Below are 24,322 nucleotides of genomic sequence, written 5' to 3' on the forward strand. Positions count from 1 at the left end.
AGACCTTCACACTCGAATATTTGCTTTGTTTAAAAAGTTAAATACTCCTAACTTTAGAAACCCATCATGGTTTTGGTTATGTAGGTCTTTAGTCAAACTAAAACACAACGAAACTATTGATACACATGATTCGACAAAAAGTTTTAGATCATTCTCTGATTTAGCATGTGTCAAATTATCAATGATACATTCACTATTCCAATTTGATAAAGCTCTGTATAGATCAGTGTGTTTTGCGACACTCCCACTATATGGAAACCAAGTGCCCATTGTATGTTGGTAGTTGACTTCGTTTCGAATCTTTGAGAGCCAATTCCCTTTTCTATATCTCCCTCTACAACTTAGTCCAAACCTAAGGTTAAAAATATACTCGACACACTTATTTTTTTCAGACTGTAGGTAACTATTATCTTCAGAAATTAAATCACTAAGCTTATCTAAATGATCATAAAAACATTGCCAAACATCCGCATGAGAATTATCTAGTTTTTTACATCTCATTTGATTAGCTGTATTCGTTAAAACACATTTGAAGTACCCTGTTGATGCCGAACTATTATCAGGCGCATGTCCCCAAACATTTGCTACTTCCGTGATTATTCCACTCTCTTTTTGGTTAAACTGAGTACAACTAATACCAAAAATACGTAAAATAGCGTGACACGCATAATATGCTGAATAGTATAGTCTCACTACCAACCAACCTATTGATTTAGGGAACTTTTCATCCGGTGCTATACCATTAATGGACTCAAACGAAGATGTTGCCATACGATTAATATCAAACGCATAAGGAATATAAATTTCATCTTTATCGTATATATCCAAAACAAAATCGTTTGCTTTAATATCATTACTAACTTTAAATTTTTTATTCGCAAGCCACCCTTTGAATGATAGCTCCCGGCTATTGCAAACATTTGAAAGCTCAGGGAGTGAATGCGCTCCTATGATTTCGGTAATAACGCTCATAAACCTACAACGTGAAATTGGTTTTCATTGATTCAGAAAAGTGCTTAGACAAAGCTAAATATGATTTCCCAGGTTTCTTTATTTTGTTAATATCTATGGCCTCAAACATATCCAACATAACCGAAAGAAAGTTATCAGCACTGTATTCTGATCCGTACCTGTCCTTAACCTTTGAAGCTATTTCTGGAAAGACGTTAAGTACAGCTTTGAATACGATTGAAGATACCACTCCTTCTTCATAGTTATTTTTCTTAAGATAGTTGCCTACAAACACTCTTAAATAGCTATTCAAAATTTCGAATAGTTCATCTGAATCCCTATCCCCAAAAATTTTAGCTACCGGCGTGACAGCAGAGTTAAAAGTTACACGACTAATTTTACTTTTGGACTTAACAGCAGGACTTAGTTTTCCATATAAACTACTGCGTGGATCTTTATTAAAGTGGTCAAAAATATCTCTCAATAATTGTTCTGTCGAGCTTTCGTATTCAGCTAATCTTTTGATATCTAATAACAATTCAGTCGGCACACCTTTTTGTTTAGAATTAATATCTATAAACAACCTGGACTCATCTCTTCTACTCAACCCACTATAGATAATTACGGGTACCCTTAACCTTGACTTAGCTTTTGAAAAACCAAATACACGATGTTGTCCATCTAGAATTAAAAATGCTTTTGGATCCAAAATAAACTCAACGGCTTTCCCTTTACTCACGACCTCGAATTTTGCAGCTTCTTGCGCTGATAAAATAATTGCTGTCGGTATAGAGCCATTTTCATTATCAATATAATCAGCAATCTGTTGCGCTCTGGATTCATCAAGGGCTCTCTGGAAACCAAATTCCGGGTCCTCATCTCTTGTTGAAACAAAGCTACACTTTGCTAAGTCATCAGAAAACATTGTGAATGAATAAAATTTAATATCATTTTGAATGACATTGCTAACACTGTGCCTTACTTTTTCCACTTAAATTCCTTATTTATCTAAAGATTAACTCTTTTTAGTAACACAAGCTAAAGCTGCTAATGGGGCAACAATATCAAGAAGACCTCTTTGGTATGTTGCTTCCACTAGTGTACGAACATCATCCCCAAACCTTTCAGTTACCCTCGCGACGCCTCGGTTATGTAATTCTTTACCAAGGCGACCTAATTGTTTATATTTTTCCATATAATCAATAACCTCTTGCTGATGCTTAGGAGTGGTATCAAACCATTCACGCAATGTTAACACTTCAGCATCACGTTTAGCTTTTTCCACCTGTTGAATGTAGGCTACAACTTCTGTGGATTTACGACTTAGTACTTTCTTCTTAGTGGCTACTTGGTCAATCATTTTGAAGTAGCTCCCAAAACGCTTTATCTTTAATTTTTGTAATTCTCTTGTCGCCATTTACGTAAAGGCTATGGTGCTTTTCAAGCTCTCTAATCGACGCCATTAGGTAATCTTGACTTGTTTTATCATCTTTATTGAAAATAGATTTAATATCTTGATTTTTAATTTGCGAAACACGGTGAACAATCCAACTTAATATGTAGGCTGAGTAGTCATTCTCGCTAGTTTTAAAGTGGGTAATGTCTTGTGTAGAGAGAATAACGCCAACACCGTATTCGCGGCCTTCTTTTAGGATACGTCGTAAGCTTGGGAAGTTTTGAGACATAAAGTTATCAGCTTCATCCACCAGCAGTAATTTAGAGACTTGTCTAAAGTCACCTTTTACTTCTGGCTTACCTTGCTTCTGCATTTGCGAATAAAAGAGGTCTAAGGTTAACGCCACAACTAGATTTTGAATCTCCCCCGGATAGCCAGCAAGCTCGATGATTGTAATACAATCTACTAGCTCGTAAAGCGATGTACATTTAGTAACATCAGTCTCAAAGATCTCTAGTTTCGTATAAACTTTCTAACGCCGCATACAAAGAATCTTCAGTTGGCTCGCTTTCTTCAAAAAGTGCCCATACATCAGCAATTGTCGGAGCAGGTTTGTGCCAGGTACTTGGATCTGCTTTTTTGATACCAGCTAAGTCATATGCTTCACTGACTAATTTGCGAAGTTTTAATTGCTGTTTTTGACCTAAACCAAATGCTTTGCCCATTGTTTCTGAAAAACCACGGGCGGTGTGTACTGGTAACATAGGTGTGTCGCCAAACAAACTAAGTGGATTAAATGGTAATTTATGTAAGTTATATTTTTTACCTTTGGTCGCTGATATAAACTTGTCATCAACATAATCAGACTTATAGTCAAAAATCAGTACACCTATCGGCTTCCCATCTACATTGTTATGTTGGTTACGATATAGCTGCGTTATGACTGATTTAGTACATTGGGTTTTACCTGTACCCATAGTACCTATGATACCGGAATTGGTGTTCATGAACTTTGTGGTGTTTGTAGGTTCCCAAAAAACGGCCTCTTCATCTTGTAAAGAGTGTCCAAGTAAAACCTTGAGAGGCTCATTTGATTCCAAGTAGTTTTTTTCAGGCTCTGCAACTTCCTCTAGTTCAAGCTTATCTTCTATAGGACCTGCTTGTTGCTCTGGCGTCTTTTCCTTAGAAGAAATATCTACTACCGTCGTATCATTATTTGAACCAATTAACGTTTCACCTTGCAAAATGTACTTCTTATCTACGTGGCATAACTTTTCTGGTTGAGTTTCACTAAAGAGTTCCGACAACGGTGTTTTAATAAACTTATTTAAGTAACTAATTGGCAACTGAATTTTAAGAATATTATCGACTAGCTCATATGTCGGCTCAAAGAATGAATCGTTCTCGACATGAGAAATCACGAATCCATCTGGATAATCAATGATGTCTTGGACGTTGTAGTTTCCTTGAAGCCAAAATTCTCGTTTACTCAACAGCTCTTTAAAATAATTATCATCGTACAAGTGATAAAGCTTATATTTATCAACCTGCATTAAGATTTGTCTAATAAACAAACCTCGATATAGGTGACTTGCAAATGAGTTAGCGCCAAGAATATCTTCTGTCAGATATCGTTTTAGTTCTTTCGCTTGCTCTACTGCTTTCGAGTGCTTTTGTTTCTTCCCTGTTTTAACTTCAACAGGCAATAATATAATGCTGTCTTCTTTGAATCCGACAAACAAAACATCATCCGAAATCCAGCCTTTCTTGTAACCGTGAACATTTCTTGAAAAGTCACTGTCAGACATTTTCAGACCAATATTGCCAGCAACTCTGATCATTTCTGCAACAGATAGTGGTACCCAAGTAATATCCGATTCTTTGATTAAACAATTAACGAATTTATATGCGCCAATAATGCCTTTTTTTTCTTTGCGGTCATTGTCATTGGACGTGATCATCTTAAGAAGCCATTCACCATTAAAGGCGTTGAACTCCTCAATAATCCCACCTTGATCTTGTTCTAAAACCTTTTTATAAAGTTCAGATTCTTCTGTAACGGTTATCGCATCATAGTTGGCTGAGTTTGTGTAATTATCTGAATAATGGATTAGTACAACATTTTGTTCATTGTCAAAAAAGTCTAAGGTTACTTTAGGATCAATTATCGTTGTCCAAATTGAGCTTTTGTAGGAGCAAGACAACAGTTGTTTAAATTTATCACTAACAGCTAACGCCATTGATTTTGAACGACTATATTGCTCATTGCTTTTTCTAGCAGGTTTTATTAATCCGTTTAGGTGTTGGGCAATTTGAAGATGTGCTTTACCCTCAGTATCAATCCCTTTTAATCCAAAAGCTGTAAAATAACTTTCTTCTTTACTCGTAGAAGCCTCTCCTGCTAATAATCCGTCAGAAACGACTCCGCTCAGTTCTTCATTAACATTTACGTCTGTAGATTGAACTTTGTTGTTGTTTTTAAAGAAAGATAAATGAGCATACTCTTGCGCTTTATATGAGCCGTCATCTAATATTGTATTTTTAAATTTGCTGTACGTTAATCTAGTTCTTATTAAATCAACTATCGTGTCAGCTATATCTTTAGTAGAGCCTTTATCGAGCCCGTATCGTTCTTTTAGATCATCATAACTGTGAGTATCTGAGAATTTATCAAATTCACAAAAGCTAATTTCATCATCATATAAATTAACGTGAATTTGACAGACTTTTTCTTTCTGAAGTTTTATGAAATCAATTAAGCCCAAAAACAGCTCTTTATTTTCACCATTATTTATTGAATTAATGATTATTTTTGATCTTGAGCCATTTTCAAATAGGCTGTTAAAGGCATCGTGAAACTCCGCTACTTTGTCTTTAACAAGCTTTCGAATAAAGTCATAACTGGTATTTTGCTGTGGGACTAACTTCAGCCACATCGGGTTTTCAGCTTCTGCATGAGAATAAGAAAAATCACTTAAAGAGTTATAAACAAACGGTAATAACCCTTGAGCAGTTAACCTGCTAAGTGTAACTCTTGGTAACGATTTAAAGCTGCTTGATTCATCCGAAATTAGCTCTTGAACCAGATTTAAATGATAAGCAAGCACAAGTGGGTGATAAGGGCTTAGATATTCGTCGCCATTATAATTAACAAAGCCAACATTAACTAAAGACTTCTGTGCCTTTGTAAGCAAGGCATCGTAGCCAATTTCTTTTAAAGCACTATTATATTCATCAATGACATATTTAACTAATGAACAAAATTTAGGGCCCCACCCAGAGAGACTTGGTAAGGTGCCCGTATTCTTAAACTCATCAAAGAGATTTATATATGCTTTACCTAAATTGGGGTAGTGCTCTATTAAGTCTTGAATATAGATGTTGTTGTCAGTTATCTCATTTAAATATAAACAATCGTCTAAAAGAAGCTCTCGTTCCCACTGTAATAATGTTAACCGCTTGCCTTTAGGCGCAACCTCCTGATTTTCTAACTGCACCTTTGTTTTTGCTCGATTAAGCACTGCGTTGTATTCGTTTTCGTATAACTTTGAATACTTTTCTTGGTCTAACATTAATGGCAAGTATAAAGAGTCTGATGCGACAGCACCTTCTATATTAAACTTAAGTTCTGTGGAGTGGCCCTTAATAGTGAACTCAACAAATTCCGATTCGGCTGCTAGATCCTCAAATACAACTTTTCCAACCTCGCGATTGTCTATTACAGCACCGTTTTCGTTTAAAACAAGATCAGTAGTCATATCTGAAATTATGAGTTCACTCTCTTCGAGTTGAAGAGTTAATCTTTGCTTTTTGGGATCAACCAAATAACAATACTTAAACCCTTCTTCAAAAAACTCATCTTTTCTCAAGATTGCGACTTTAAAGTTATGAGTTTCAGAAGTTTTATCTCGCTTCACCTTAAAGTTAAAATAACCCACTTGTCCTAGATATTGACCAGAAACACTAACTCGGCTCCGTTTTCCACCTGTATTATCAGGCGAAGATATTTCTAAGCCCTGTAAATTTTCATTTGAAATAGAGCACTGTTTTTTCTCAATTTTCCCACCAAGAAAGCTAAACTCAATCTCAAATGAAGAATCCATGTTTTCAATTAAGTAAATTAGATGTTTTTCACGTTTGCCTGCTTTGGTATCTGCTTTAGGGCGAGAATATAATATTCCTTTGGAGACAATCTCTTTTTCAAGCTCTAATTGGTTATCTTTATTCTTATCTTGTTCGCTTCTAATTGCTCCAAATTCTAGGTGCTCCTTCCATGATTCTATGTCCCCTCCTTTAAAATACTTCTGAACAAAGTTAGGGCCTAAATCAATTTCACCAAGCTTTTCTTCTAGATTTGTTGGAAAGTTATGAGTTATATAATCAATTTTTTCAAATAATTGCTTATTCTTTTCAAGTCGGGAATTGATTTGACCTTCTGTCCAACCGAATTCTAATATTTGAGGATCATTGAGTAGCCCAATTTCATCAAACCTTAAGTCTCCGTCATCAACCATTGCTTTGAATAGCTCTTCAAAACCAAACATGGTTGCACCGTCTTCAATAATTTGAACAAACCTATGTTTTAAAAGACACCTTGATACCTTTTCACTTCTATCTGTAGGCTCGATAAGCGACTTTAGTGACTCCATAATTTCATTTGGATGCCACACCCAACCTGATTGCGCTATGTTCTCGGCAGAGTTTATTAATGTATCCAGTAGTGAATTGTGAATAACTAAAAGAGAGCAGCCTTTAATTTCATTTTGTTGTGCAGCAACGACATCTCTTATATGGGAAATAAAGTTTTCACTGAAACCTTTGCCGTCGTTTTCATCATGTAAAGTGATTAATAGCTTACATTCACCAGAGACCACATAAGGTATGCGTATATTTTGAATAGAAACATAGCCAGGACTTAGTGACTTTAGGGCACTGAAAAGCTTGCTGCTATTGTCTGAATCAGGGGATTGAAACTGATACCTATAACCTTGTTGAAGGTTGTCCTTTCCCCATTCAATTAGCTTTTCAGCTAGAAAACTCTCAAACTGTTTTTCTGACATATACTGCATCTCCACTGTCACTCATTCTGTCCACGTTCCCTATACGTTCATAGAATTCGACTAACACTTTTTGGCTTTGCTTATCGAAATAGACGCCTCTTTTTTCAAATTCGAGTACTAATTCATGAAAACGTAACTGCTCTCTATCACCGCCAATTGCCAAGTTTGTAAGCAATAAAATATAGTCTTGATTAAATACTAGTACCCTACCGGCACGCCCTCTATTTTGAACAAAGTGTCCACTCAATTCGTTTTCTATTGCTTTGGCGTAGTCTGTATTAACCCCATGCCTACTTTCACCTTTATCAAATTGTTTGACTGACAAATTTAAAAGATTTTCTAATGCACCATGTGCATCTGATGCGATTGGCACTTCCATATCAAATTTACGGTTTCTCGGCAAAACTCTGGGCATAGTTATTTAAACTGTCGGCATGACTTTCGTTTAATTGTTGAGCTAGTTCCCAAAGAGGCCACCTTAATTCATTGGTTTCTTGAAGGCTTTCCGACATTGACAAGTAAGGGAATACCTTTTGAATTGAGCTTTCAAACTGTTTGTATCCAAAATCTTTAACCCACGTCCTTTCTTCTGAAGCTCTTTCATTATCAACAATGAAAAAGCATTTCATCGATTTTGGTTGTCCTTGTTTCCAAGCTCCAAGGTTTATTGCCAGTTGAGTCGTGTATAAAAATACATATAACCTGAGAAAGTCGGTAATTGAATTGAGAAAATACTTCGGTTTAGAGTTTAAGAACGCCAGATCTTTGGCAAACACTTCACTTAAAAAAGGAAGAAATGGGCGCTCTGAAGCCTTGTCAGTTACTGAACCAGAGACGGTCCCTTGCACTACAAATTTATTAAATGTAGCTACAATTTCTCTTTCCAGAAAATTTAGTTTTGTTTCTGGTTTTTCTGCGATGTAAAAATCTTGTAATAAGTTTAGGAAGAATTGCCCCAACCTAGAGGCTGGTGATTTAGATTTTTCTTCTTTTAGTTTAAATAACAATAGTTCTGGAGATATCTCATACAGATCATCTTCTTGAAAATACATAGACTGAATTTCGTTCCAAAACTCTGGCTCATCAAGCTTGAGTTTAAAAGATTTTTCGCATTCGTTTTTGAATTTTTCTAATGAATTGCCCGTTACATTGATTCGGTAGCTGTACTTAACAAAATAACCAAGGACATTATTCCAATCAAAAGAGTTTGCTCCTTGTTGCTTATTCGCAATAAGTGGGTACCCTTTTGCAACTGCATTTCCAGGTTTTAAATCCGCTTTTAATTTAAACATCCATTAAACTCCACTTACTTCTATGTATTCATCATCACTGTTGGAAAGTTTATAACGGCTAGCATTTTTAAATATCAAAAGAGAGTTTGAATCTGCTGCAATATCTTTCACCTGATCAACTAGTTCATCTAACAAAACGACTGTGTTTTTATCATGCTTATTTGGTCTATAACCCTTAACAATATCTTCCATAAGATTGAGTAAATTAATGTTCACTGGTATTTCGACTGATTTTTCATTTAACTTAAGAAAAACAGAAAAGCTTGAAGATGAAAACTCAGTGGCAGATTTAATCCTATCAAGATCAGGTTTCAGTTCGATTTCTGCGACAACCTGAAAGCCATTGTGGACTGATATTAGAAATTGACCTTTGTCTAAATTATTTGCATTTCGATTGTTGTATTTTCTTATCGAATCCACGACAGTATTTCGATAAAAGGCAATAAGTGAAGTTCTGTCTTTAGGATCGCCAGAGTAGTTATTATGACGGTTCCACACCGATGAATATCTATCCAGTAAGCTTTCAGAAAAATCTTCATAGAATTTTGTGTGGTACTGATTGCTAAAGTCCGTGTTTTTTAGCAAGTAAAAAAGTCTCAAATATGAATATGGCTTTGGCTTATTCGGTTTTCGAAGACCAAAAACAGATTTTAAGTCCTCTAGGTACTGTTGGAAATTCGAATCCGGGAGCCCTAGGCTATGAGCCAAAACAAACTTATCAATATTATTCGTTCTGTGATTAGCTGGATCAAACTCAATAATTTTTGAAGATAGTTCGTTGTCAGACTCTTCAAATAGATTGTCATACAAGTAACCAGGCGTATTTGGGTTTCCATTACCTAGTAGTAAAGTGTGAAGAAAATCTAATAAAGTTCTGGCTGTTAAAAACTGATCTTTCATTAAGCGGGCTTTAAACAGCACATCAATAATTCGCTCTTGTACTTCAGGTATACAAAGCAATCTGTAGTTAGCGCAAAGCCTTTTATTTGGTGATAAAGATTGCACTTCTTTATCGAAATATTGTCTGATTAAGTTGTTTTCAGGGGAAGTAATCTTCTTTAGTATTTCTCGCACAAAAGCAGATGCATGACCATTTTGACTTAGCTGAAATTTAGGGTAGCTTTCAAAATTTAAAAATATGTGATCTTCCGACGTCTCTTGTCCATCTAAGAAGTGTTTTATGGACTCTACAATTTTTGTGTTATTACCATCTTGAGCATAGTTACCTAACATCCCAATATTTATTCCAATGACTAATGGACGTGTTGATAATTCGAAGTTTTGAAAAAGGTTATCTAGCGTTTGTATGGCATTAGAATTTGGATCAAAGCTATGAGTAGCGTCTAAATGGAAGTCTGCTCTATTCGAGTATTCTTGACTATATCTTGTCAATATTTCTGACTTTCCATCACCACTGCTGCCACAAAGAAATATAATTTTTTTATCACTAGAGGACAACGAAGTTAGGCTTTTCTTAAAGTCTGATTCGATATCTGTTTCTATGTATAAATACTCTTTTACTTCATCAAGAGAGTTTGAAATGGCTTTTTCGCGTTCAGTAGAGACTGCATATGGGGAGGACTTTGATAGTACGCTCAAAACTTCCTGTAACCTCATAAAAAACTCCCTTTTTTAATTTAAGTCTAAAAGTGTACTACTTATGCAGTCGATACTGAATATAAATAGATAACTATCGGATTAGAAAACACTTTTTAGAATAACATCATTAGGTTCCAAAATTCGAGAAAAATCAGTTTCTAAATGAGGGATTTTTAATATCCAATGTTGGAACTTTAAACAGACACTCGTTCAATCAACACGTAACCTGCCATATGAATATATAATTTACAATGAGGTTTACGACAATCTTGGAGGAAGAGAGAATTTTTAAAAGTGTAGTTCTCGAAAAGAATGGAACCTATAATTTCAATTGATGGTGCTAGGTCAGTGTGAGTAAGCTATCTATTCGCTCCATAAGCATTTATATCGAGACTTAGACTTCTAATCGATTAATAATAGTCTTTTTTTTAATATAGCGTTGAGCCATTTTTCGTTCTCTCGGCCAGGCCTATTGTCACTAGTAATCCAAATATCTTCTATTGCTATAGCTGGTAGACCTTGAAGTAATTGCTGAAGAGAAGCTTCATTCATATCAGTAAATTTACGCCCATTTTGAGATCGTTCACTGTCCCCGTATTTAAAACTCACGTACATAACTCCACCATCTACTAAATGTATTTCTAGATTTTTAATAGACGATTTCAAGTTTGATTTAGGAACATGCAGGAGCGACGCACAACACCAAATTCCATGTGCCTGAACAGAATTAAGGTAAGTATCAAATGTTGATACTTTTACTTGTTGTTGAATCAACTCGCTGGCTTTTTTTGTTAGCTCTTCTGAAGCATCAAATGCATCAACTATATAGCCATTCTTTTTAAAATAAAGAGAGTCCCTGCCACTTCCGCAACCAGCATCAATAATCAATGTTCCAGGTACGACATGAGGTAAAAAGCGCTGGTAAATATTTTCCATATCTACTTCTACGGTAGAATCAAAAAATGCCTGTGCATTCAAATTATAAAACTCGTTACTCACGTGCGTTTCCTTGTTAATTACAGCAATTATTACAAACTATGGGCTTTTGGGAATTAGTTTGAGCCAGAGCTAACCTGTACTTTGCCATTGTTCATTTTAAACTGCAAAAAGATGTTGTATCAAATACTGAAACAACCTCGCAATATTAAGTACTTTTGATTGTTTTTTTGCCTTCGTTACTCAATAAAAATTTAAAAACTTTTTACTGAGTAAGTATTGGTTATTTATATCGAATATAGTGATTGAATATAAAATAAATACCTACTAAAGGTAATATTGAAAAATAAATTTTGCTAAGAATCATTTCAACATCTATGGTTATTCAACGGCTAAAAACAACCTAGTTGGCCGTTGCAGTAGTTTCTATAATTTAGGGTACTACAGGGAAAGGCAATGAGATATTCAACGTTAAAATACATCTCCATATTCGTCATATTTTTAGCAATATCTGGAGCAACAAAAGCCAGTGTTATTCTTGACGTATCTGGTAACGGCGACTCTGGTCAGAGCGTTTCAGCTGGTGAAGCGGTAGCAGTGTCTTTTTCTACTACTGCACAATTTAATAACGTATCTATTACTGCACCTATCGAATGTTTTGCTTGTATTGGCAGCATCTGGCTTCACCCCACGGCACTTGGTTCCACAGCACCATTAACTCCTATATCAGCTTTTGCATTTAATTCATCAAGCAACAACCCGTTTATTGTTGGCGTTAATTTATTGCCTGATGATTACTTTTTAATACTTTCTATAGATAGCGGATTTGCCACTTGGTTAGGTAGTAGCGTGCCCAACGTAAATGCAGCCACGTCTATTACAAGTGGGCCTACGTTTTCGTCTTCACCCACCGGTTTTGTTCCAACTTCTACGTTTAACATCCTTAATTTTAACAGTGCACTGCATTTCACTGTCAGTAACATTTCGGCGCCATCTAATGTGTCCGAACCTACTGGCCTCGCCTTACTATTTACTGCGTTTATTGTTCTAACGGTTCGAGCCCGAAAGAAGACCCGTTAGACAATTTTACTCAAGCAATATTCAAAAACTTTTCTAGTCGTACCTACTAACTTTAACTTAGAGGCCATCAACATGGACTTAAATGGTTGGGATTCAGCTTATGCTGTAAATCTTAGTTACGTAAACGCAATATTGAGTAAGCCTGCAAATATTGTGTCGCAGTTTAATCAAAAGCAGGATGCTATTAACATCGCAGGTTGTTTTAGTGGCTGGGAAATCGTCGCAGGTGGCTCTGGTCAATTATTGCATTTAGAGTTAAAAATTGCGTCAGGTACATTAACCGGTTTAGGAAATACGGCAGACTTAGCAAAGGTAAGCGCTAAGTTTGAAGTGAATTTGTCATTTTTACCTACGGATTTACCTAATAAAACAAAATTAGTTTTAAATCTAAAATCTGTAGGAAAAGAAGATGAACCTTCCAAGCCCGGCGTTATAAAGCCATTAAACGGCTCCGTCATTGATCCTAATGGAGAGTTATCCTTCGCACAAAAATCCATTTTATTGCCAATGTTGGCTCAGTTTTTAGTAGATAACGACGACAATATTACCTTTGCTTTTGCCAATGTAAATGCGGTGTCACCCGACAAATCGAGCTCTTGGTTAGCCCCAACTTCCTGCGCTTACAATTACTATAAAACAGGCAATGGTCAGTTATTTTTAGTTGTCTTTGCCGTAACAAACAACAAAAGCCCCTCAGGCCTAAAATTAGAGGTCGACTCAAACTTGGTGAGCGGAACTGGCAATGCCTATTACGGAATTTCACAAGCCATGTTTTTAGAGCACGTTGTTCTGCCAAGTATGACTAAGGTGTATCCCGGAAATAAGCAAGACGCGTTTAGTTTTGACGCCAAAAACAATGCAATTATTAACAAAAAACACATTTCATTGCCTGGAAAAAAGTCTGGCGCAATTACTTACTATCCTATTATTACGTCTTTGAAAATAACCCTTTCCGCATCAAAGATAAAAACAGTCGCGTCTGGTTCATGCGACCTAAAAATGGGTATGTCTATGACGTTTTCAGTAACGAGCAATTGCTCATCCTCATTTGACGGGAGCTCGGGTAAATTAACCATAAAAAAAGATGCTCATCCTTCCACTAGCCATGATGCACATATTCCTTGGTACGACTACTTAATGGGACCAATACCCGATTTAATTATGGCGATTGTCGTTCCTATTGTTGCTGATGGCATTGCCTCGGGGCTCGACGCATCAATTAATACCTCTTTTTGTGAGATAGGCCCATTACTTTTAGATTGGCCCGGCATGACTCACTTTGAAATAGCCGGCGGAGAGTTAAATGCCGGTTTCCAAATGTTTGGCAATGTTAGCTAAACAAAGACCGCCACTACATAAAAGGATAAACAACATGAATGTAGATAGCACACAAAAAGTTTCATTGATTGAAGGGCTAGCCAATACCGATGTAATACACATGAGGTTTCCGCATTTAACCAGTAACCCACCTAGAAAAACATTTGCAAAATCGATGGCTCTGCTTGGCAGTGGCGCAATTGCAGATACTTACAATTGGGATACGGTTTATGCCATTAAGTTTCCCGATGCAAATATTGGGTTAGCAAAAGAAGGTGCGACTCCTAAAGACTTTTCAACCAGTGCAGACGGAGCAACGGCGTCAGGAACATTTAATCCATGGCAACTTTCAGGCGGTGCAGGGATTTTGCTTCACATGACTATTCCAATTGACAAAGGCAATACAGTTTATCAAAACACAACCTATCCAATGGACGGTGCTGTAGCCACTATTGAACTGGAGTTAAAGGCTTTAGCGGGAGTCAGTGGCAATAATGGTACGCCCAATGATGTCATTCCCGATGCGACTAAACCAGTCAGTGTTACTAATTTAACGAATGTACCCGGCGATCCTTCTTTTATCGTAAAAGCCGTGATGTCTGGTCTAATAGAAAAGTGGCTAACGGACAACTTAGTTGACTTTAAACATGCATTTTCAACAGTGACTCTAAATGAAACCGCCGACAAAGATCAATTTCAATGGATGAAACCAACAGGTTTAGGTTGGGCTGTATCCGCACAGGGCTCATTGGCTGACAATGTATTTGGCATGTTGTGCATGACAGAAAAACGAGCCGTTCCCAATAGTATGCAAATTTCCCCTAACGCTATTCCATCGGGCCAAAGGGCAGGCTTTTTAATTGCGCAAGACCGCGTTTTAGAAAAACTAGTTAAACCCGGCGTAAACTCTTTATTTGAAGGTTCTGTAGTGGGTGACTTTGAAGTGGTGAATGATGGAACAATGCTTAGAAATGTGAATACCGTATATATGGATCCGGTAAAGCTTGGCGCTGGCACTTATAAACCAAAACTTGAACCTGGGCATTTTCAACTAACGTTAGAAGCCAACGAAATTAAAATGGAATTGATAAAAGCGGAAGTAGATTTTAGTCCCGGTATTAAAATCATGATGGACTACACAGCATTTTCCTCTATGGAGCTCGCGCTTAATTCAAAGGGCGAACAAATCATTGTTTATAAAGAGGCCTCGGCACCAATCATTGATCACAATGTAGAGGTTGCTGCATGGGTCACATGGGCGACAGTCGCAGCATCTGTATTAGCGGCAGTAGCCACACTTGGATTTGGCTCATGGGCTAAAACGGCTATTGAACGTGTGGTAATTAGAGTTATAGCCGTTGTTATTGTACTTATTGTGGGTGAGTTGATTGCCAATATTGGCACTATTATTACGGCTGTTGCCGAAGGAGAAAAAGACAAAATACCACCCGTTACATTGATGGTAGCTAGCGCGACCGATCCCATTGTTTGGCCAGATTCTAAGAACTTTTTAATTACGTCTGCCGGGCTAAACGTTTCAATGCAGTTTGGTGGCAATCCACAATTTTCATAAATCACAATTTTAATAGGGGCATGTTATGGAGCAACAAGTAAAAGGTAGAGAATTTGACGCGCTGTTAAATCCAGCAGAGTTAATTACCGAGTTCAAGTTTCCTTCTTTATTGCAAAAAACAGCCAAAACATTTGTGGCCCCTAAGTTAACATCTACGGCTAATGCTATTGCACGCACCTATGGTTGGGATACAGCTTTTGCCATTAGAATGCCAGATGCGAATGCAGCTATTATTGCCCAATCAAGCTCGCCTAAAACATTTTCACAAAAGGCTCCTGATGGCTCTTGCTCAGTAAATGGCGATTTTGATGACTGGCAAATAAGTGGTGGCGCAGGCATCGATATTCACTTTTCGACACCAATTAAAACAGGTTCATTAAACTATAACGGTAAACAATATTCTCTTGAAGGCGCAGAGGTGCATATTGAAGTTCAGTTAAATTATCTCCCATCAAAAGAAACGAACAGTAAGCAAACTGCTATGAGTAAACAGAGTAGCAGTGAAAACAATGTAGATTTAGTCACTCGCTTTAAAGCCCCTGAAAACGAACAAGTAGTCAGTGTGATCAATTTTACCGCCCCCAACATTTCAGATTTTGTCGCGAACGCGCTAGCCGCCTCTACATTGCAGCTATGGTTCAATAGCAATTTAACACTTTTCACTCATGTTTTTAGCGCTGTTAACTTAAATACAAAGGTCGACAAAAAACAGTTTCAATGGCTAGCTCCCACTTCTACTAGTTATGCATTTTGCGCAGGCTCCACCGCCAACGACTCTATTTTAGGCGTGCTGTGCATGACAGAAAATCGATCAAGCGCAGGCATTGCGTCACAACTATCGCCCAATGCCATACCTAAAGGGGCGAGGTCAGGCTTTTTAATCTCACAAGAACGGTTTTTAACTGAGATGGTATTACCTGGATTGCCTTCCGCATTTCCAGGCTCAACGCAAAGCGACTTTGCACTTTCGGACGACAAAAGCAGCGTAATAAACACAACCAATATTAAAACAAAAACGGTAGAGCATGCAGGCACGACCTACCACCCAGAAGTTACGTCATTAGAAGTGTCAATTAACGAAAATGAAATTGTTGTGCACTCCATTACTCGTGTTGATATCGCCTTGGGTACATACGCTGAAATTACGGTAACGAGTTATCAAAATATTGAAATTGCCGATAAACCAGATGGTTCACAAACCTTGGTATACAAAGAGTCTAGACCGCCAATTAAAGACCATACAACAAAAACAACCACCTCCGGCGTCGCACAAAAAATAATATTAGAACTGGCGTTAATTATAATCGGTGTGATTTTGACGATTGTGACTGAGGGCGCATTTTTAGTAGTGGCTTTAATTATTATTGCATTGCTTATAGGTTTAATTGACGCAACTCCTACTCTCATTGCTGACGCAGTAGGAAATAAAGTAAGCAATGACTCGCCATCTCTTGCGCTATTGACTTTAAATTGCACAAGCCCCACTTGTTGGCCAGGAGGCAATACATTTAAATTAACGTTCGCAGGAATGAATGACTCTTTGCAGTTAGGTGGAAACCCCGGTTTTATTTAGGTGTTTTTCTATTACCATTATCACTTCTGAATATGGTTTCACTTGCGACATCTTCAGAAGTTGATCATGATTTTGGTTAACGTAAAAAACCTGTTCTGGAGCTAAGTCTGCAGTTGGCATTAAGTCGCTGACCCATGATGGCTCCGAAGCTAACACGCTATAAAACTGTGTTTCGTTTGTGTTTTTATATTCGTCGAGTAGCACTCTCCACTCAATAGCATTGTTATGAAAATCTGCCTCAGAAAGTTGAAGCAACGTCATTAGTCCTTGAAACCAGTTTGAAATCTTGTCCGACTCTACATCATAGGGCGCATCAAGTAGAAAAACCGTTATTGCACAGTTCTTAATTTTGCTAATGGGCTTGGGGATTTTCTTATTTTCATAGTCCAACAATAGTGTAGGTAGGCAATTAGTCGCAATAAAACCACCTAAACAATGCCCGATAAAAATCAACGAGTTATATTCGATTCTGCATGCATGTGCTAACGCAATTTTACAATTGGCTAGCACTTGTTTAAATGACTCTGCTTCTTTATTTCTGTAAAACAAGAGGTCAACAGGATACTCAAGCAAGGCAATATTTGAGTTTGGAAACAAGTTTAAAAGTTGATTACAAAATGCTGAATAAATAATGTTGCTACACTGGTTTTTATTAGCCGCTTTGCATTTAGAGTTTTTAGTTTTCACCACTTTATATGCCGTGCCACCTAACCCCTGAATAAAGACAACTAGCTCCTTGGCTGTATCCAACTTTTGTAAATAATGAAGCGAAATATTCGATTTTGAATCGACTGATGCAGTGCAGCACATATTTTTAGTTAACAAAAATCGCTGTCCTTATATAAAAAGCGCTCTGGTCCACCGCGATCTGGAATCATATTCGGTTGTTTATTTTGAATGCAACTCCAATGAAATTGAATGCGATTGTCAGGTAGCGCAGTCCCTAACTGGATAGCTTGCGCCCAACTTGAAATCACCTCCAGAGCATGTTTATTGCTTAATATGTGTGTTGCTCCATTTCCGTAAAAATGAATAAATAAGCTATTGTCAGAAACCGCCTTAGGCATACACTGAAGGTTTTTTAGGTATTTTATTTTGGGTTGCGCAACATTGTCTTTTTGCAACAATGAGATTAATGCCTCTTGTTCTCCAATTCCGTTCCATACGCCGTTAAAAAAGAGCCGCTGCCTCTGTTTATAAGCCTCGTTGAGTAAGCTTTTTGAGCGCTCTGTGCTCCTAATTAAAAACACACCGGTATTTAGCGGCATTTCCAACAAACACTTCTCTTTTGTCCAATTAAGCTCAGACAAAAAACACTGGGGCATTGAGATATAAAGTCATAATCGTCGTCACATAATGACCTTAAATCGATATGCATATTGGCGATGAGCGTATCACTGTCGGCCCACACAACCCATTCGTAGTTTTCTAATGCCTTAAGAATTAGAGGTATCTTAGCCCAACATATATCACAGGTATCATCTCGCTCAATTTCATCGATGTAGTCAATGTGATGTTGAGCACAGTAGGCTTGGTGATTTTCCATGGATATCTTGCCTAACTCACTGTATTTGTAGGTATGCTGAACTTGAGGCTCTACATTGAAACTAATGAAGGCCAATCTCGAAGGGTTCATGTGCGTGAACTAATGAAACAAAGTTTGGTATTGTTGAATTGTTATAAATTTCGGCTGAAATGGTGCTAGTGATGCTTTTAATGGCTCTGGAACGTCACCAGCACAGTGCAGTTCAGATGGTTTGGCTAGCTTGTTCAATTCCGTCAAGGCGGGACCTATTTGTAAAAGGTTTTGTTGAAGTTCATCAATGGTTTCGACAGCCAATTCTAAACTAATTTGAGTGTTTCCAGGGCTGTTAAAAGTGCGAAGTTTATCGTTATTTAGTTTACTAACAATCGCATTTACTTGGTCGCTGTTTTCAGCATCAAATGAAAAGTTACATTTTAATATAGTATTCATTGTTTTATCCTTTAGTTTGCGTAAAGGTCCCTACTTTACTGCGTTAGGACGGTTCTTACTCTATACTTTACCCTCACACACAAGTTTAGTTTAATCATCGCTAGTTGTAATAATTTAGAAGTAAGCGCTGTACTGATTGCAAAAGCTGCGCATTCTGTGTCCACCTTTTTATTAAGGAAGCAGAAAATGAAAAAAGGTCTTATCAAATACATATCCACCCTAACTATTATTGTAGTATCAAACTCCGTTTTTGCTGAAACAGAGCCAACACAATTCAAAGAAAAATTTTTAACGATGTCATTAGACTATTACTATTCATCTTGGACACCTACAGGTATTGACGGTGTCGATTATCAAACCATTGAGTTAAATGTTGCTGTGGCAGAGCTTAATTTTGAAGCCTCTATTGCAAAAGTGAATAACAAAATAGGCTTTCAATTACCTATACCCAAAACAATTAAGTATATGTGGACCCCTGAACAAGATGCTCAACAGGCGTTTTTATTGCAATCTAATGAGAGTGCAACGGGTGATGAAGCATTGGAAAAGTTATTCGTTGATCTTCCACTTTATAAGTTCTCTGACACAACTGAATTACAATTTCAGTACGACAAAGGTACATTTTTATCTTCACTTACCTTGGAAGAAGATAAGCAGTACCTAGAGTTTGGAGGGAGTGAAACCACTATTTTGGAAGGCTCTGTGTTAAATCAACAAACTGATTTTGAAAAATTCACTGGGTTAGCGGAGTTTAACTTTGGCGACAACGTATATTTAGCGGGTGGGTTATTTGCTATTCAATACAAAAAACCCTACTCACTCACCATTGACGGAATTACTGACTCACAAAAGATCTACGATACTAAGTTTGAGGCCCAGGGTTTTGCATTTCAATTTAAAAGCGAATTAGTAAATACCAATGACTTTAAAGTTAGAATTAAAGTACTAATGCATTATGGCCCCGGTGATATCAAGTTTTCTGATACAGAGTTATTAGCCGACAATTTTGAAGACTTTGAAGATACGGCTCTCATTTTTATAACAAGTCACATTAGTGGTGAGGCAGCCATAACTGGTAACTTGCATTGGGATTTTTACCTAGGTTATGACTATTATGACTTTCATAAAGCTCAAGTAGGTCCTGACGGCTCTATTTCATCTAGTAAATTTGCTGGCCAACTAGATTTAAATATAGATAGTGTTTTTTATGCCGGAACTGGTCTTAAGTATTACTTCTAATACGTTTTAACTTACTAAAGTTTAGGAGCCTGAACCAAGGCTCCTCTTTTAATTCTTAATCAGTCTCTATCATTGTCGCATTCAGCTAGCTCTGCGTGCTCTTCTGGCATTTGATTAGTTACCCATTCAAAAGACTTTGACAATATACACAGCTCAATGACTGCGCCCACTAAAGATACAAGTGCAATTAATAATTCATAGCCTAAAGGGGTTAAAGCTGAACCTTCTAATACTGAAAGGAGTGTTGTAACTATTGTAGTTAAAGCCATTGGCACAAGGAAAATCACAAAGTACAGTGGTAACGCATATGGTTTGGTGGCCGCCCAAGAAGTATTAAAGTTAAAGTAACGTCCAACGGCTGCACCTGGCAAAATAAAGCTGATTCTTGAAAACACGTAACCAAACACAAATATTCCTGCCCAAACCAGCAGATTAAAGCCTAAGTACTCGGTTGTTGGTAATTCAATACTTGCAATATTTGTCACCAATGCCCCTAAACCAACGGCTAAAATAGTACCCACTATAAGTGCAAAAGTTAGTTTTAAGCCGGCCACAAAAAAGTCTGCTTCAGACTTTCCCCAGCGGAACGTTGATAATTGCGTTACCTCATCTTTCGGACACAAAAATATTCGATGGCAAGCCACACCAGCTAACACACTAGCGGCGGTCATAAGTATGAATGAAAAGAAATTTAAAAAGCCGTTTTCGTTAGTTACCGATAAGACGGTAATTAACATAGACACTAATAAATATGGCCAGCCCAAACGTAAAATTAGGGCAGCATTTTCAAAAGGTAAACGGAAGCTACTTTTTAGTATTTGAAAAACAGGCAGTGACTTTACTGCGTTGTCATTAGTATGAGTATTCATAACATCCTTGTTTTTATGCTGTTAGAGATTGCTGTTAAATGCTGCCGTTAAATTGCTAAAACGGCAAATACTCACTGGACTATAAACAAATTTTTATGCTTTTTCACCTAACAAATGAACAAATTCAATACCTTGAGGCAAGCTAGTTAACACGTTTTTTGTCGCACCTAGTTGGTTAGCTTGGCCTTTTACTTCCGCTAAAGTAATGCGTTTAATTGGGTGTTTGTTTGGGTTTAAACCGTGCAGCGCCATTAAACTTAAAGCACTTTGCAGTGGCGACAAGCTTGGATTGTAAGCGCAGTTTTCAGCATATCGGCCAATAAACTTCGTTCCGCCATCGCATTCAATCATTACCGCACTTGGGTTTTGAGTGTAAGGCGCATACGACGAATTTACGGCGCGCAGTAAGTCTTTATCAATTGCGTCAAAAACAATACCGTTGTCAATGCTATCAAACAGCATCACATTGCTGCCTAATACTTCTGGCGAAAACGGGTCTGGCAACAAGTCATCTAAGCTGACATTTTTACCTGCAATGTTCATTGGCATTAAACGCGCGTCTCTGACTTCATTAATAAACTGTCGGCAAAATCCACAAGGTGCAGCGTTTATGATCATCGCGGTAATTTTTGACTCGCCATGATGCCAAGCGTTGTTTATTGCGGCTTGTTCTGCATGCACAGTTAAGTTTAGTGCCTGCCCTGCAAATTCTAAATTCGCCCCAAAATAAAGGTTAGCTACAGCTTCCTGGCTAAGCTGGTCGTGGCTAGTTTGGCTTTGGCTTTGGCTCTGGCTAAAATCGTTTTGCTTAAGTTTCGCCTTGGGCAATGGCCCCTGCGTGAAATTTGGAAATAGGCGCGATAGCAAAAAATTCGCAAACCGGTAACAGCAGTTTTTTTATTTGCTCAAAAGAAACAGCATGTTGTTGCATTAACGATAAAACTTGATGGGATTTTAATACACCGCCTTGAATGGCGATCATTTCGTGAAGGTCTTGTAACTCACATTGGCTTAGTGAGCTTTTTTGGTCTGTTGCGTTGCAATGATTCATAAATAAAATGACGTTGCTTAAGGCACAGTACTATAAATAAAAATGCCTAAGGAGTGAAGTGAAAGTTTACCTAAAAGCACTGACCTTAATGCTTTCGAGGGTTTTCTGGGCAATTTTAAATAAAATTTGTACCTAGCTTGAATGTAGTAGATTGAGGCAATAGATAACAAACAGCCTTTATATTAGTACTGCTTTTTAAAATAACCTCACCTAGTTAATGGTAGCGCGTTACTCCCTGTGCTGAACTTAAGGCTACACGAGTTTAAAACTGAGTGTTTTCACTTCCTAAACATAAAATAAAGGTTACAATTTATTAAGTTTTGCTTAACAAACCTTTTACCAGCTTTATCAAAAAGCTAGATAATAACCTTGGAGTCGGTGTGAATTTTATTAAACGTTCGGTCATGTTGTCAGTTTCACTTGTTTTAAGTGCGGCAGCCAATTCAGCCATGAGTGCGGCAGCCAATTCAGCAGAGAATTCAGCAAAGAATACTGCAGCCATTTCAACTGAGAACTCAGCAAAGAGTGCGGTAGAAGGTTCGGCATGGTCTGAATTTGTAAAAGTAGCCGATTACATTGAGATTAAAGCTGATCGCGTGGGTGGTTCTGAACAAGAGAAACAAACCGCAGAGTGGATTGCGTCGGAATGGAAAAAGGCGGGTTATGACGTCACAATGCAGCCATTTAGTTACAAGCGCCGTTCTAAAACCTACAACTCGCAAAACTTGTCTATTGATATTAAAGGTCAGTCGGACAAGCTATTAGTGGTTGCTGCGCATTACGACTCTGTTGGTGTGAAGTCTGGCTCACAAGGGTTAATTGATAATGGTTCAGGTGTGGCGGCATTGTTGTCATTAGCAAACTTGCTAAGTGATGGCACAACGTTACCTTACACAGTTCGCTTAATTGCTTTTGGTGCAGAAGAGCGTGGTTTACAAGGTTCAGTAGCTTATGTAAACAGCAACGATACCAGCAACATGATAGGCATGATCAACTTAGATACGATTATTGGTGGCGACAAGTTGTACGTACACAGCGCACATTCAAAACCTTACCGCTGTGACTACATTAAAGAAACCAACTACGTAAGTGGCACTGAGCTGCGTGAAGGTATTAGAACGGTTTCAAAACAACTATATCCAGACACGCCTCATTTACTGCATCAAGAATACAAAGGTTACCCAGAAGGTGAAACAGGCGCTTGGTCTGATCATTCTCCGTTTGCTTGCAGCGGCGTAACCACAGCTTACATTGAGGCCACTAACTTTGCATTAAAAGGTAAGCGCGGTAATGACGGTTATTCACAAGTGGCTGATAAGGCTTATTGGGACTGCTTTGATGAGAAAAACTTAACCAGTTGTAACCGTGATGATGAAAAAGCCTGGGGCGAAATTTGGCACACTAAATTTGATAAAAAGAGTGCACTATTTCCAGTGATGAAAGATCACTTAAAAACCCAGCAGCAACAAAACGTGAAGGTGCTACTGGAGTTTGTGAAACAAGCGAATAACTGGGTTAAGTAAACTCTCGTTTAAAGCTGTCTTTGTAACGGCGAGACAACATCAGTGTTTTGCCGTTTTTTAGTTTAACTTCGCTATCACCACTCGCTTGTGGCGTAATAGACTCAACCATATCGAGTCGAATAGCGTGCGAGCGATGGATTCGGCAAAAACCGCGTTCACTCAGTTGCTTAGACAAGGCGGTGAGCGTGCTTCGAATTGGGTAAATACGCTGATTAATGTGTAAATTAACGTAATTGCCCGACGACTCTAACCACTCCACGTCTTCAATATTTATAATAAATTCTTTGCCTAACTTTTTTACCAACAAGCGGTCTAAGTTCATGGCCGGTTTGTCGCTATTGTCTTCGCCCTGAGCAATCGGATTAGCTTCACCTTGTAGCTGAGCAACAATAAACTGATAACCTTTAATAACAATCACAAAAAAGATAAAGCTCCACAGGTCTTTTCGATACTCATAAATAAGTTCAAAACCCACTTGCCCAAAATCATAATCGCGACTGGCCAGTGCATAAGCTATCTCGCGCATGCCAACCATTAGCCCAACATGACTGAGTGAAAACAGGACTGATATCACCAAATAAAACAGTATCGACCGTTTAATGTGCTGCCATTGAAACGGGTATTTTTCCAACAAATAAACAATGGCAGGAAACAAGAGTAGCGAACTAAAGCCACTTGAGTATTCCCAAACAAAGGGCTCCCAAAGACTAAATGGCAACTCGTCATATACGCGGCTTTTTTCCATGATCACCGAGGTTGCCAAAACGGTGGCATTTATTAAAAAATAGGCAAATAATGCACTAACTTCATACCTTAATTTATAACGCTGAAAGTGAGATAAGTAGTTCATTTATTATGTTCACAAGTGATTGACCTTATTACGATATA

At 37.7% G+C, this 24,322-nt stretch carries 23 protein-coding genes; 6 read left to right on the forward strand and 17 right to left on the reverse strand.

What is annotated here, in order from left to right:
* Positions 1–6 precede the first annotated feature (6 nt).
* From GNP35_RS09535 to GNP35_RS09565, 9 genes are all read right to left on the reverse strand, one after another.
* A complete protein-coding gene (locus GNP35_RS09535; protein WP_155695865.1) occupies positions 7–972 on the reverse strand; it encodes a hypothetical protein in 966 nt (321 codons plus the stop codon).
* Positions 973–976: 4 nt separating this feature from the next.
* Positions 977–1,942: a DGQHR domain-containing protein gene (locus GNP35_RS09540; protein WP_196492477.1), complete on the reverse strand. Its 966-nt coding sequence runs from the start codon at positions 1,940–1,942 to the stop codon at positions 977–979.
* Between the two features lie 24 nt (positions 1,943–1,966).
* Positions 1,967–2,311 (reverse strand): hypothetical protein, encoded by a 345-nt coding sequence (locus GNP35_RS09545; RefSeq protein WP_155695866.1) that lies wholly within the window; start codon positions 2,309–2,311, stop codon positions 1,967–1,969.
* Entirely contained in the window at positions 2,304–2,753 is a 450-nt protein-coding gene (locus GNP35_RS15695) for an ATP-binding protein (protein ID WP_230961355.1), read from the reverse strand. Before GNP35_RS15695 ends, GNP35_RS09545 begins: the two co-directional genes overlap by 8 nt.
* 97 nt (positions 2,754–2,850) lie before the next feature.
* The gene (gene dptH, locus GNP35_RS09550) at positions 2,851–7,407 is read right to left on the reverse strand and encodes a DNA phosphorothioation-dependent restriction protein DptH (protein ID WP_230961356.1); all 4,557 of its coding nucleotides are present in this window, start codon (positions 7,405–7,407) and stop codon (positions 2,851–2,853) included.
* The gene (gene dptG / locus GNP35_RS16050; RefSeq protein WP_269139938.1) at positions 7,388–7,822 is read right to left on the reverse strand and encodes a DNA phosphorothioation-dependent restriction protein DptG; all 435 of its coding nucleotides are present in this window, start codon (positions 7,820–7,822) and stop codon (positions 7,388–7,390) included. The genes dptH and dptG (GNP35_RS16050) overlap by 20 nt, the downstream gene beginning before the upstream one ends.
* On the reverse strand, positions 7,794–8,699 hold the full coding sequence (gene dptG, locus GNP35_RS16055) for a DNA phosphorothioation-dependent restriction protein DptG (protein ID WP_269139939.1): 906 nt from the start codon (positions 8,697–8,699) through the stop codon (positions 7,794–7,796). The genes dptG (GNP35_RS16050) and dptG (GNP35_RS16055) overlap by 29 nt, the downstream gene beginning before the upstream one ends.
* A 3-nt stretch (positions 8,700–8,702) precedes the next feature.
* On the reverse strand, positions 8,703–10,316 hold the full coding sequence (dptF, locus tag GNP35_RS09560) for a DNA phosphorothioation-dependent restriction protein DptF (RefSeq protein ID WP_155695867.1): 1,614 nt from the start codon (positions 10,314–10,316) through the stop codon (positions 8,703–8,705).
* A 384-nt stretch (positions 10,317–10,700) separates the two neighbouring features.
* Positions 10,701–11,297 (reverse strand): class I SAM-dependent methyltransferase, encoded by a 597-nt coding sequence (locus GNP35_RS09565; protein WP_330997760.1) that lies wholly within the window; start codon positions 11,295–11,297, stop codon positions 10,701–10,703.
* A gap of 393 nt (positions 11,298–11,690) precedes the next feature.
* Here GNP35_RS09565 and GNP35_RS09570 point away from each other — a divergent pair, with 393 nt between their 5' ends.
* From GNP35_RS09570 to GNP35_RS09585, 4 genes are all read left to right on the forward strand, one after another.
* Positions 11,691–12,314, forward strand: coding sequence for a hypothetical protein (locus GNP35_RS09570; protein ID WP_155695868.1), 624 nt, complete (start codon positions 11,691–11,693; stop codon positions 12,312–12,314).
* A gap of 72 nt (positions 12,315–12,386) precedes the next feature.
* A complete protein-coding gene (locus GNP35_RS09575) occupies positions 12,387–13,652 on the forward strand; it encodes a TULIP family P47-like protein (protein WP_155695869.1) in 1,266 nt (421 codons plus the stop codon).
* 34 nt (positions 13,653–13,686) lie between these two features.
* Positions 13,687–15,204, forward strand: coding sequence for a TULIP family P47-like protein (locus tag GNP35_RS09580; protein ID WP_196492478.1), 1,518 nt, complete (start codon positions 13,687–13,689; stop codon positions 15,202–15,204).
* A gap of 25 nt (positions 15,205–15,229) precedes the next feature.
* Positions 15,230–16,777, forward strand: a complete 1,548-nt coding sequence (locus GNP35_RS09585; RefSeq protein WP_155695871.1) for a TULIP family P47-like protein — start codon at positions 15,230–15,232, stop codon at positions 16,775–16,777.
* Here GNP35_RS09585 and GNP35_RS09590 read toward each other — a convergent pair.
* From GNP35_RS09590 to GNP35_RS09605, 4 genes are read right to left on the reverse strand one after another with little or no spacing between them, the layout of a single operon-like run.
* Positions 16,751–17,602, reverse strand: a complete 852-nt coding sequence (locus tag GNP35_RS09590; protein WP_155695872.1) for a hypothetical protein — start codon at positions 17,600–17,602, stop codon at positions 16,751–16,753. The two genes, GNP35_RS09585 and GNP35_RS09590, sit on opposite strands and share 27 nt — an antisense overlap.
* Complete coding sequence (locus tag GNP35_RS09595; RefSeq protein WP_230961357.1) at positions 17,596–18,087, reverse strand: putative nucleotide-diphospho-sugar transferase; 492 nt, start codon at positions 18,085–18,087, stop codon at positions 17,596–17,598. Before GNP35_RS09595 ends, GNP35_RS09590 begins: the two co-directional genes overlap by 7 nt.
* Positions 18,036–18,413, reverse strand: coding sequence for a glycosyltransferase family protein (locus GNP35_RS16565; RefSeq protein WP_155695874.1), 378 nt, complete (start codon positions 18,411–18,413; stop codon positions 18,036–18,038). Before GNP35_RS16565 ends, GNP35_RS09595 begins: the two co-directional genes overlap by 52 nt.
* Before the next feature lie 9 nt (positions 18,414–18,422).
* Positions 18,423–18,752 carry a hypothetical protein gene (locus GNP35_RS09605; protein ID WP_155695875.1) on the reverse strand — a complete coding sequence of 110 codons (330 nt, stop codon included), beginning with the start codon at positions 18,750–18,752 and terminating at the stop codon, positions 18,423–18,425.
* 186 nt (positions 18,753–18,938) lie between these two features.
* Between GNP35_RS09605 and GNP35_RS09610 the strand changes: the two genes are divergently transcribed.
* The gene (locus GNP35_RS09610) at positions 18,939–19,991 is read left to right on the forward strand and encodes a hypothetical protein (protein ID WP_155695876.1); all 1,053 of its coding nucleotides are present in this window, start codon (positions 18,939–18,941) and stop codon (positions 19,989–19,991) included.
* Between the two features lie 59 nt (positions 19,992–20,050).
* Here the strand turns inward: GNP35_RS09610 and GNP35_RS09615 are convergent, their stop codons facing one another.
* The 3 genes from GNP35_RS09615 to GNP35_RS09625 form a co-directional block, all read right to left on the reverse strand.
* Positions 20,051–20,860, reverse strand: coding sequence for a hypothetical protein (locus tag GNP35_RS09615; RefSeq protein ID WP_155695877.1), 810 nt, complete (start codon positions 20,858–20,860; stop codon positions 20,051–20,053).
* A 93-nt stretch (positions 20,861–20,953) separates the two neighbouring features.
* Positions 20,954–21,688, reverse strand: coding sequence for a cytidine deaminase (gene cdd / locus GNP35_RS09620; protein WP_196492480.1), 735 nt, complete (start codon positions 21,686–21,688; stop codon positions 20,954–20,956).
* Positions 21,669–21,911 (reverse strand): hypothetical protein, encoded by a 243-nt coding sequence (locus tag GNP35_RS09625; protein ID WP_155695879.1) that lies wholly within the window; start codon positions 21,909–21,911, stop codon positions 21,669–21,671. Before GNP35_RS09625 ends, cdd begins: the two co-directional genes overlap by 20 nt.
* Positions 21,912–22,291: 380 nt before the next feature.
* Here GNP35_RS09625 and GNP35_RS09630 point away from each other — a divergent pair, with 380 nt between their 5' ends.
* Positions 22,292–23,434, forward strand: coding sequence for a M28 family metallopeptidase (locus GNP35_RS09630; protein WP_155695880.1), 1,143 nt, complete (start codon positions 22,292–22,294; stop codon positions 23,432–23,434).
* Here the strand turns inward: GNP35_RS09630 and GNP35_RS09635 are convergent.
* Positions 23,427–24,284, reverse strand: a complete 858-nt coding sequence (locus GNP35_RS09635) for a LytR/AlgR family response regulator transcription factor (protein WP_155695881.1) — start codon at positions 24,282–24,284, stop codon at positions 23,427–23,429. The two genes, GNP35_RS09630 and GNP35_RS09635, sit on opposite strands and share 8 nt — an antisense overlap.
* Positions 24,285–24,322: the final 38 nt, after the last annotated feature.

Origin of the sequence: Psychrosphaera haliotis (assembly GCF_009728465.1) — a bacterium.
Taxonomy (GTDB): domain Bacteria; phylum Pseudomonadota; class Gammaproteobacteria; order Enterobacterales; family Alteromonadaceae; genus Psychrosphaera; species Psychrosphaera haliotis.

Excerpts from the sequence above, each read along its gene's own strand:
- GNP35_RS09605 (WP_155695875.1), bottom strand. The coding sequence starts at position 18,752 with ATGAATACTATATTAAAATGTAACTTTTCATTTGATGCTGAAAACAGC.
- dptH (WP_230961356.1), bottom strand. The coding sequence starts at position 7,407 with ATGTCAGAAAAACAGTTTGAGAGTTTTCTAGCTGAAAAGCTAATTGAA.
- dptG (WP_269139938.1), bottom strand. The coding sequence starts at position 7,822 with ATGCCCAGAGTTTTGCCGAGAAACCGTAAATTTGATATGGAAGTGCCA.
- dptG (WP_269139939.1), bottom strand. The coding sequence starts at position 8,699 with ATGTTTAAATTAAAAGCGGATTTAAAACCTGGAAATGCAGTTGCAAAA.
- GNP35_RS09570 (WP_155695868.1), top strand. The coding sequence starts at position 11,691 with ATGAGATATTCAACGTTAAAATACATCTCCATATTCGTCATATTTTTA.
- dptF (WP_155695867.1), bottom strand. The coding sequence starts at position 10,316 with ATGAGGTTACAGGAAGTTTTGAGCGTACTATCAAAGTCCTCCCCATAT.
- GNP35_RS09580 (WP_196492478.1), top strand. The coding sequence starts at position 13,687 with ATGAATGTAGATAGCACACAAAAAGTTTCATTGATTGAAGGGCTAGCC.
- GNP35_RS09615 (WP_155695877.1), bottom strand. The coding sequence starts at position 20,860 with ATGAATACTCATACTAATGACAACGCAGTAAAGTCACTGCCTGTTTTT.
- GNP35_RS09625 (WP_155695879.1), bottom strand. The coding sequence starts at position 21,911 with ATGAATCATTGCAACGCAACAGACCAAAAAAGCTCACTAAGCCAATGT.
- GNP35_RS09535 (WP_155695865.1), bottom strand. The coding sequence starts at position 972 with ATGAGCGTTATTACCGAAATCATAGGAGCGCATTCACTCCCTGAGCTT.
- GNP35_RS16565 (WP_155695874.1), bottom strand. The coding sequence starts at position 18,413 with ATGAACCCTTCGAGATTGGCCTTCATTAGTTTCAATGTAGAGCCTCAA.
- GNP35_RS09635 (WP_155695881.1), bottom strand. The coding sequence starts at position 24,284 with ATGAACTACTTATCTCACTTTCAGCGTTATAAATTAAGGTATGAAGTT.
- GNP35_RS09610 (WP_155695876.1), top strand. The coding sequence starts at position 18,939 with ATGAAAAAAGGTCTTATCAAATACATATCCACCCTAACTATTATTGTA.
- GNP35_RS09545 (WP_155695866.1), bottom strand. The coding sequence starts at position 2,311 with ATGATTGACCAAGTAGCCACTAAGAAGAAAGTACTAAGTCGTAAATCC.
- GNP35_RS09575 (WP_155695869.1), top strand. The coding sequence starts at position 12,387 with ATGGACTTAAATGGTTGGGATTCAGCTTATGCTGTAAATCTTAGTTAC.
- GNP35_RS09585 (WP_155695871.1), top strand. The coding sequence starts at position 15,230 with ATGGAGCAACAAGTAAAAGGTAGAGAATTTGACGCGCTGTTAAATCCA.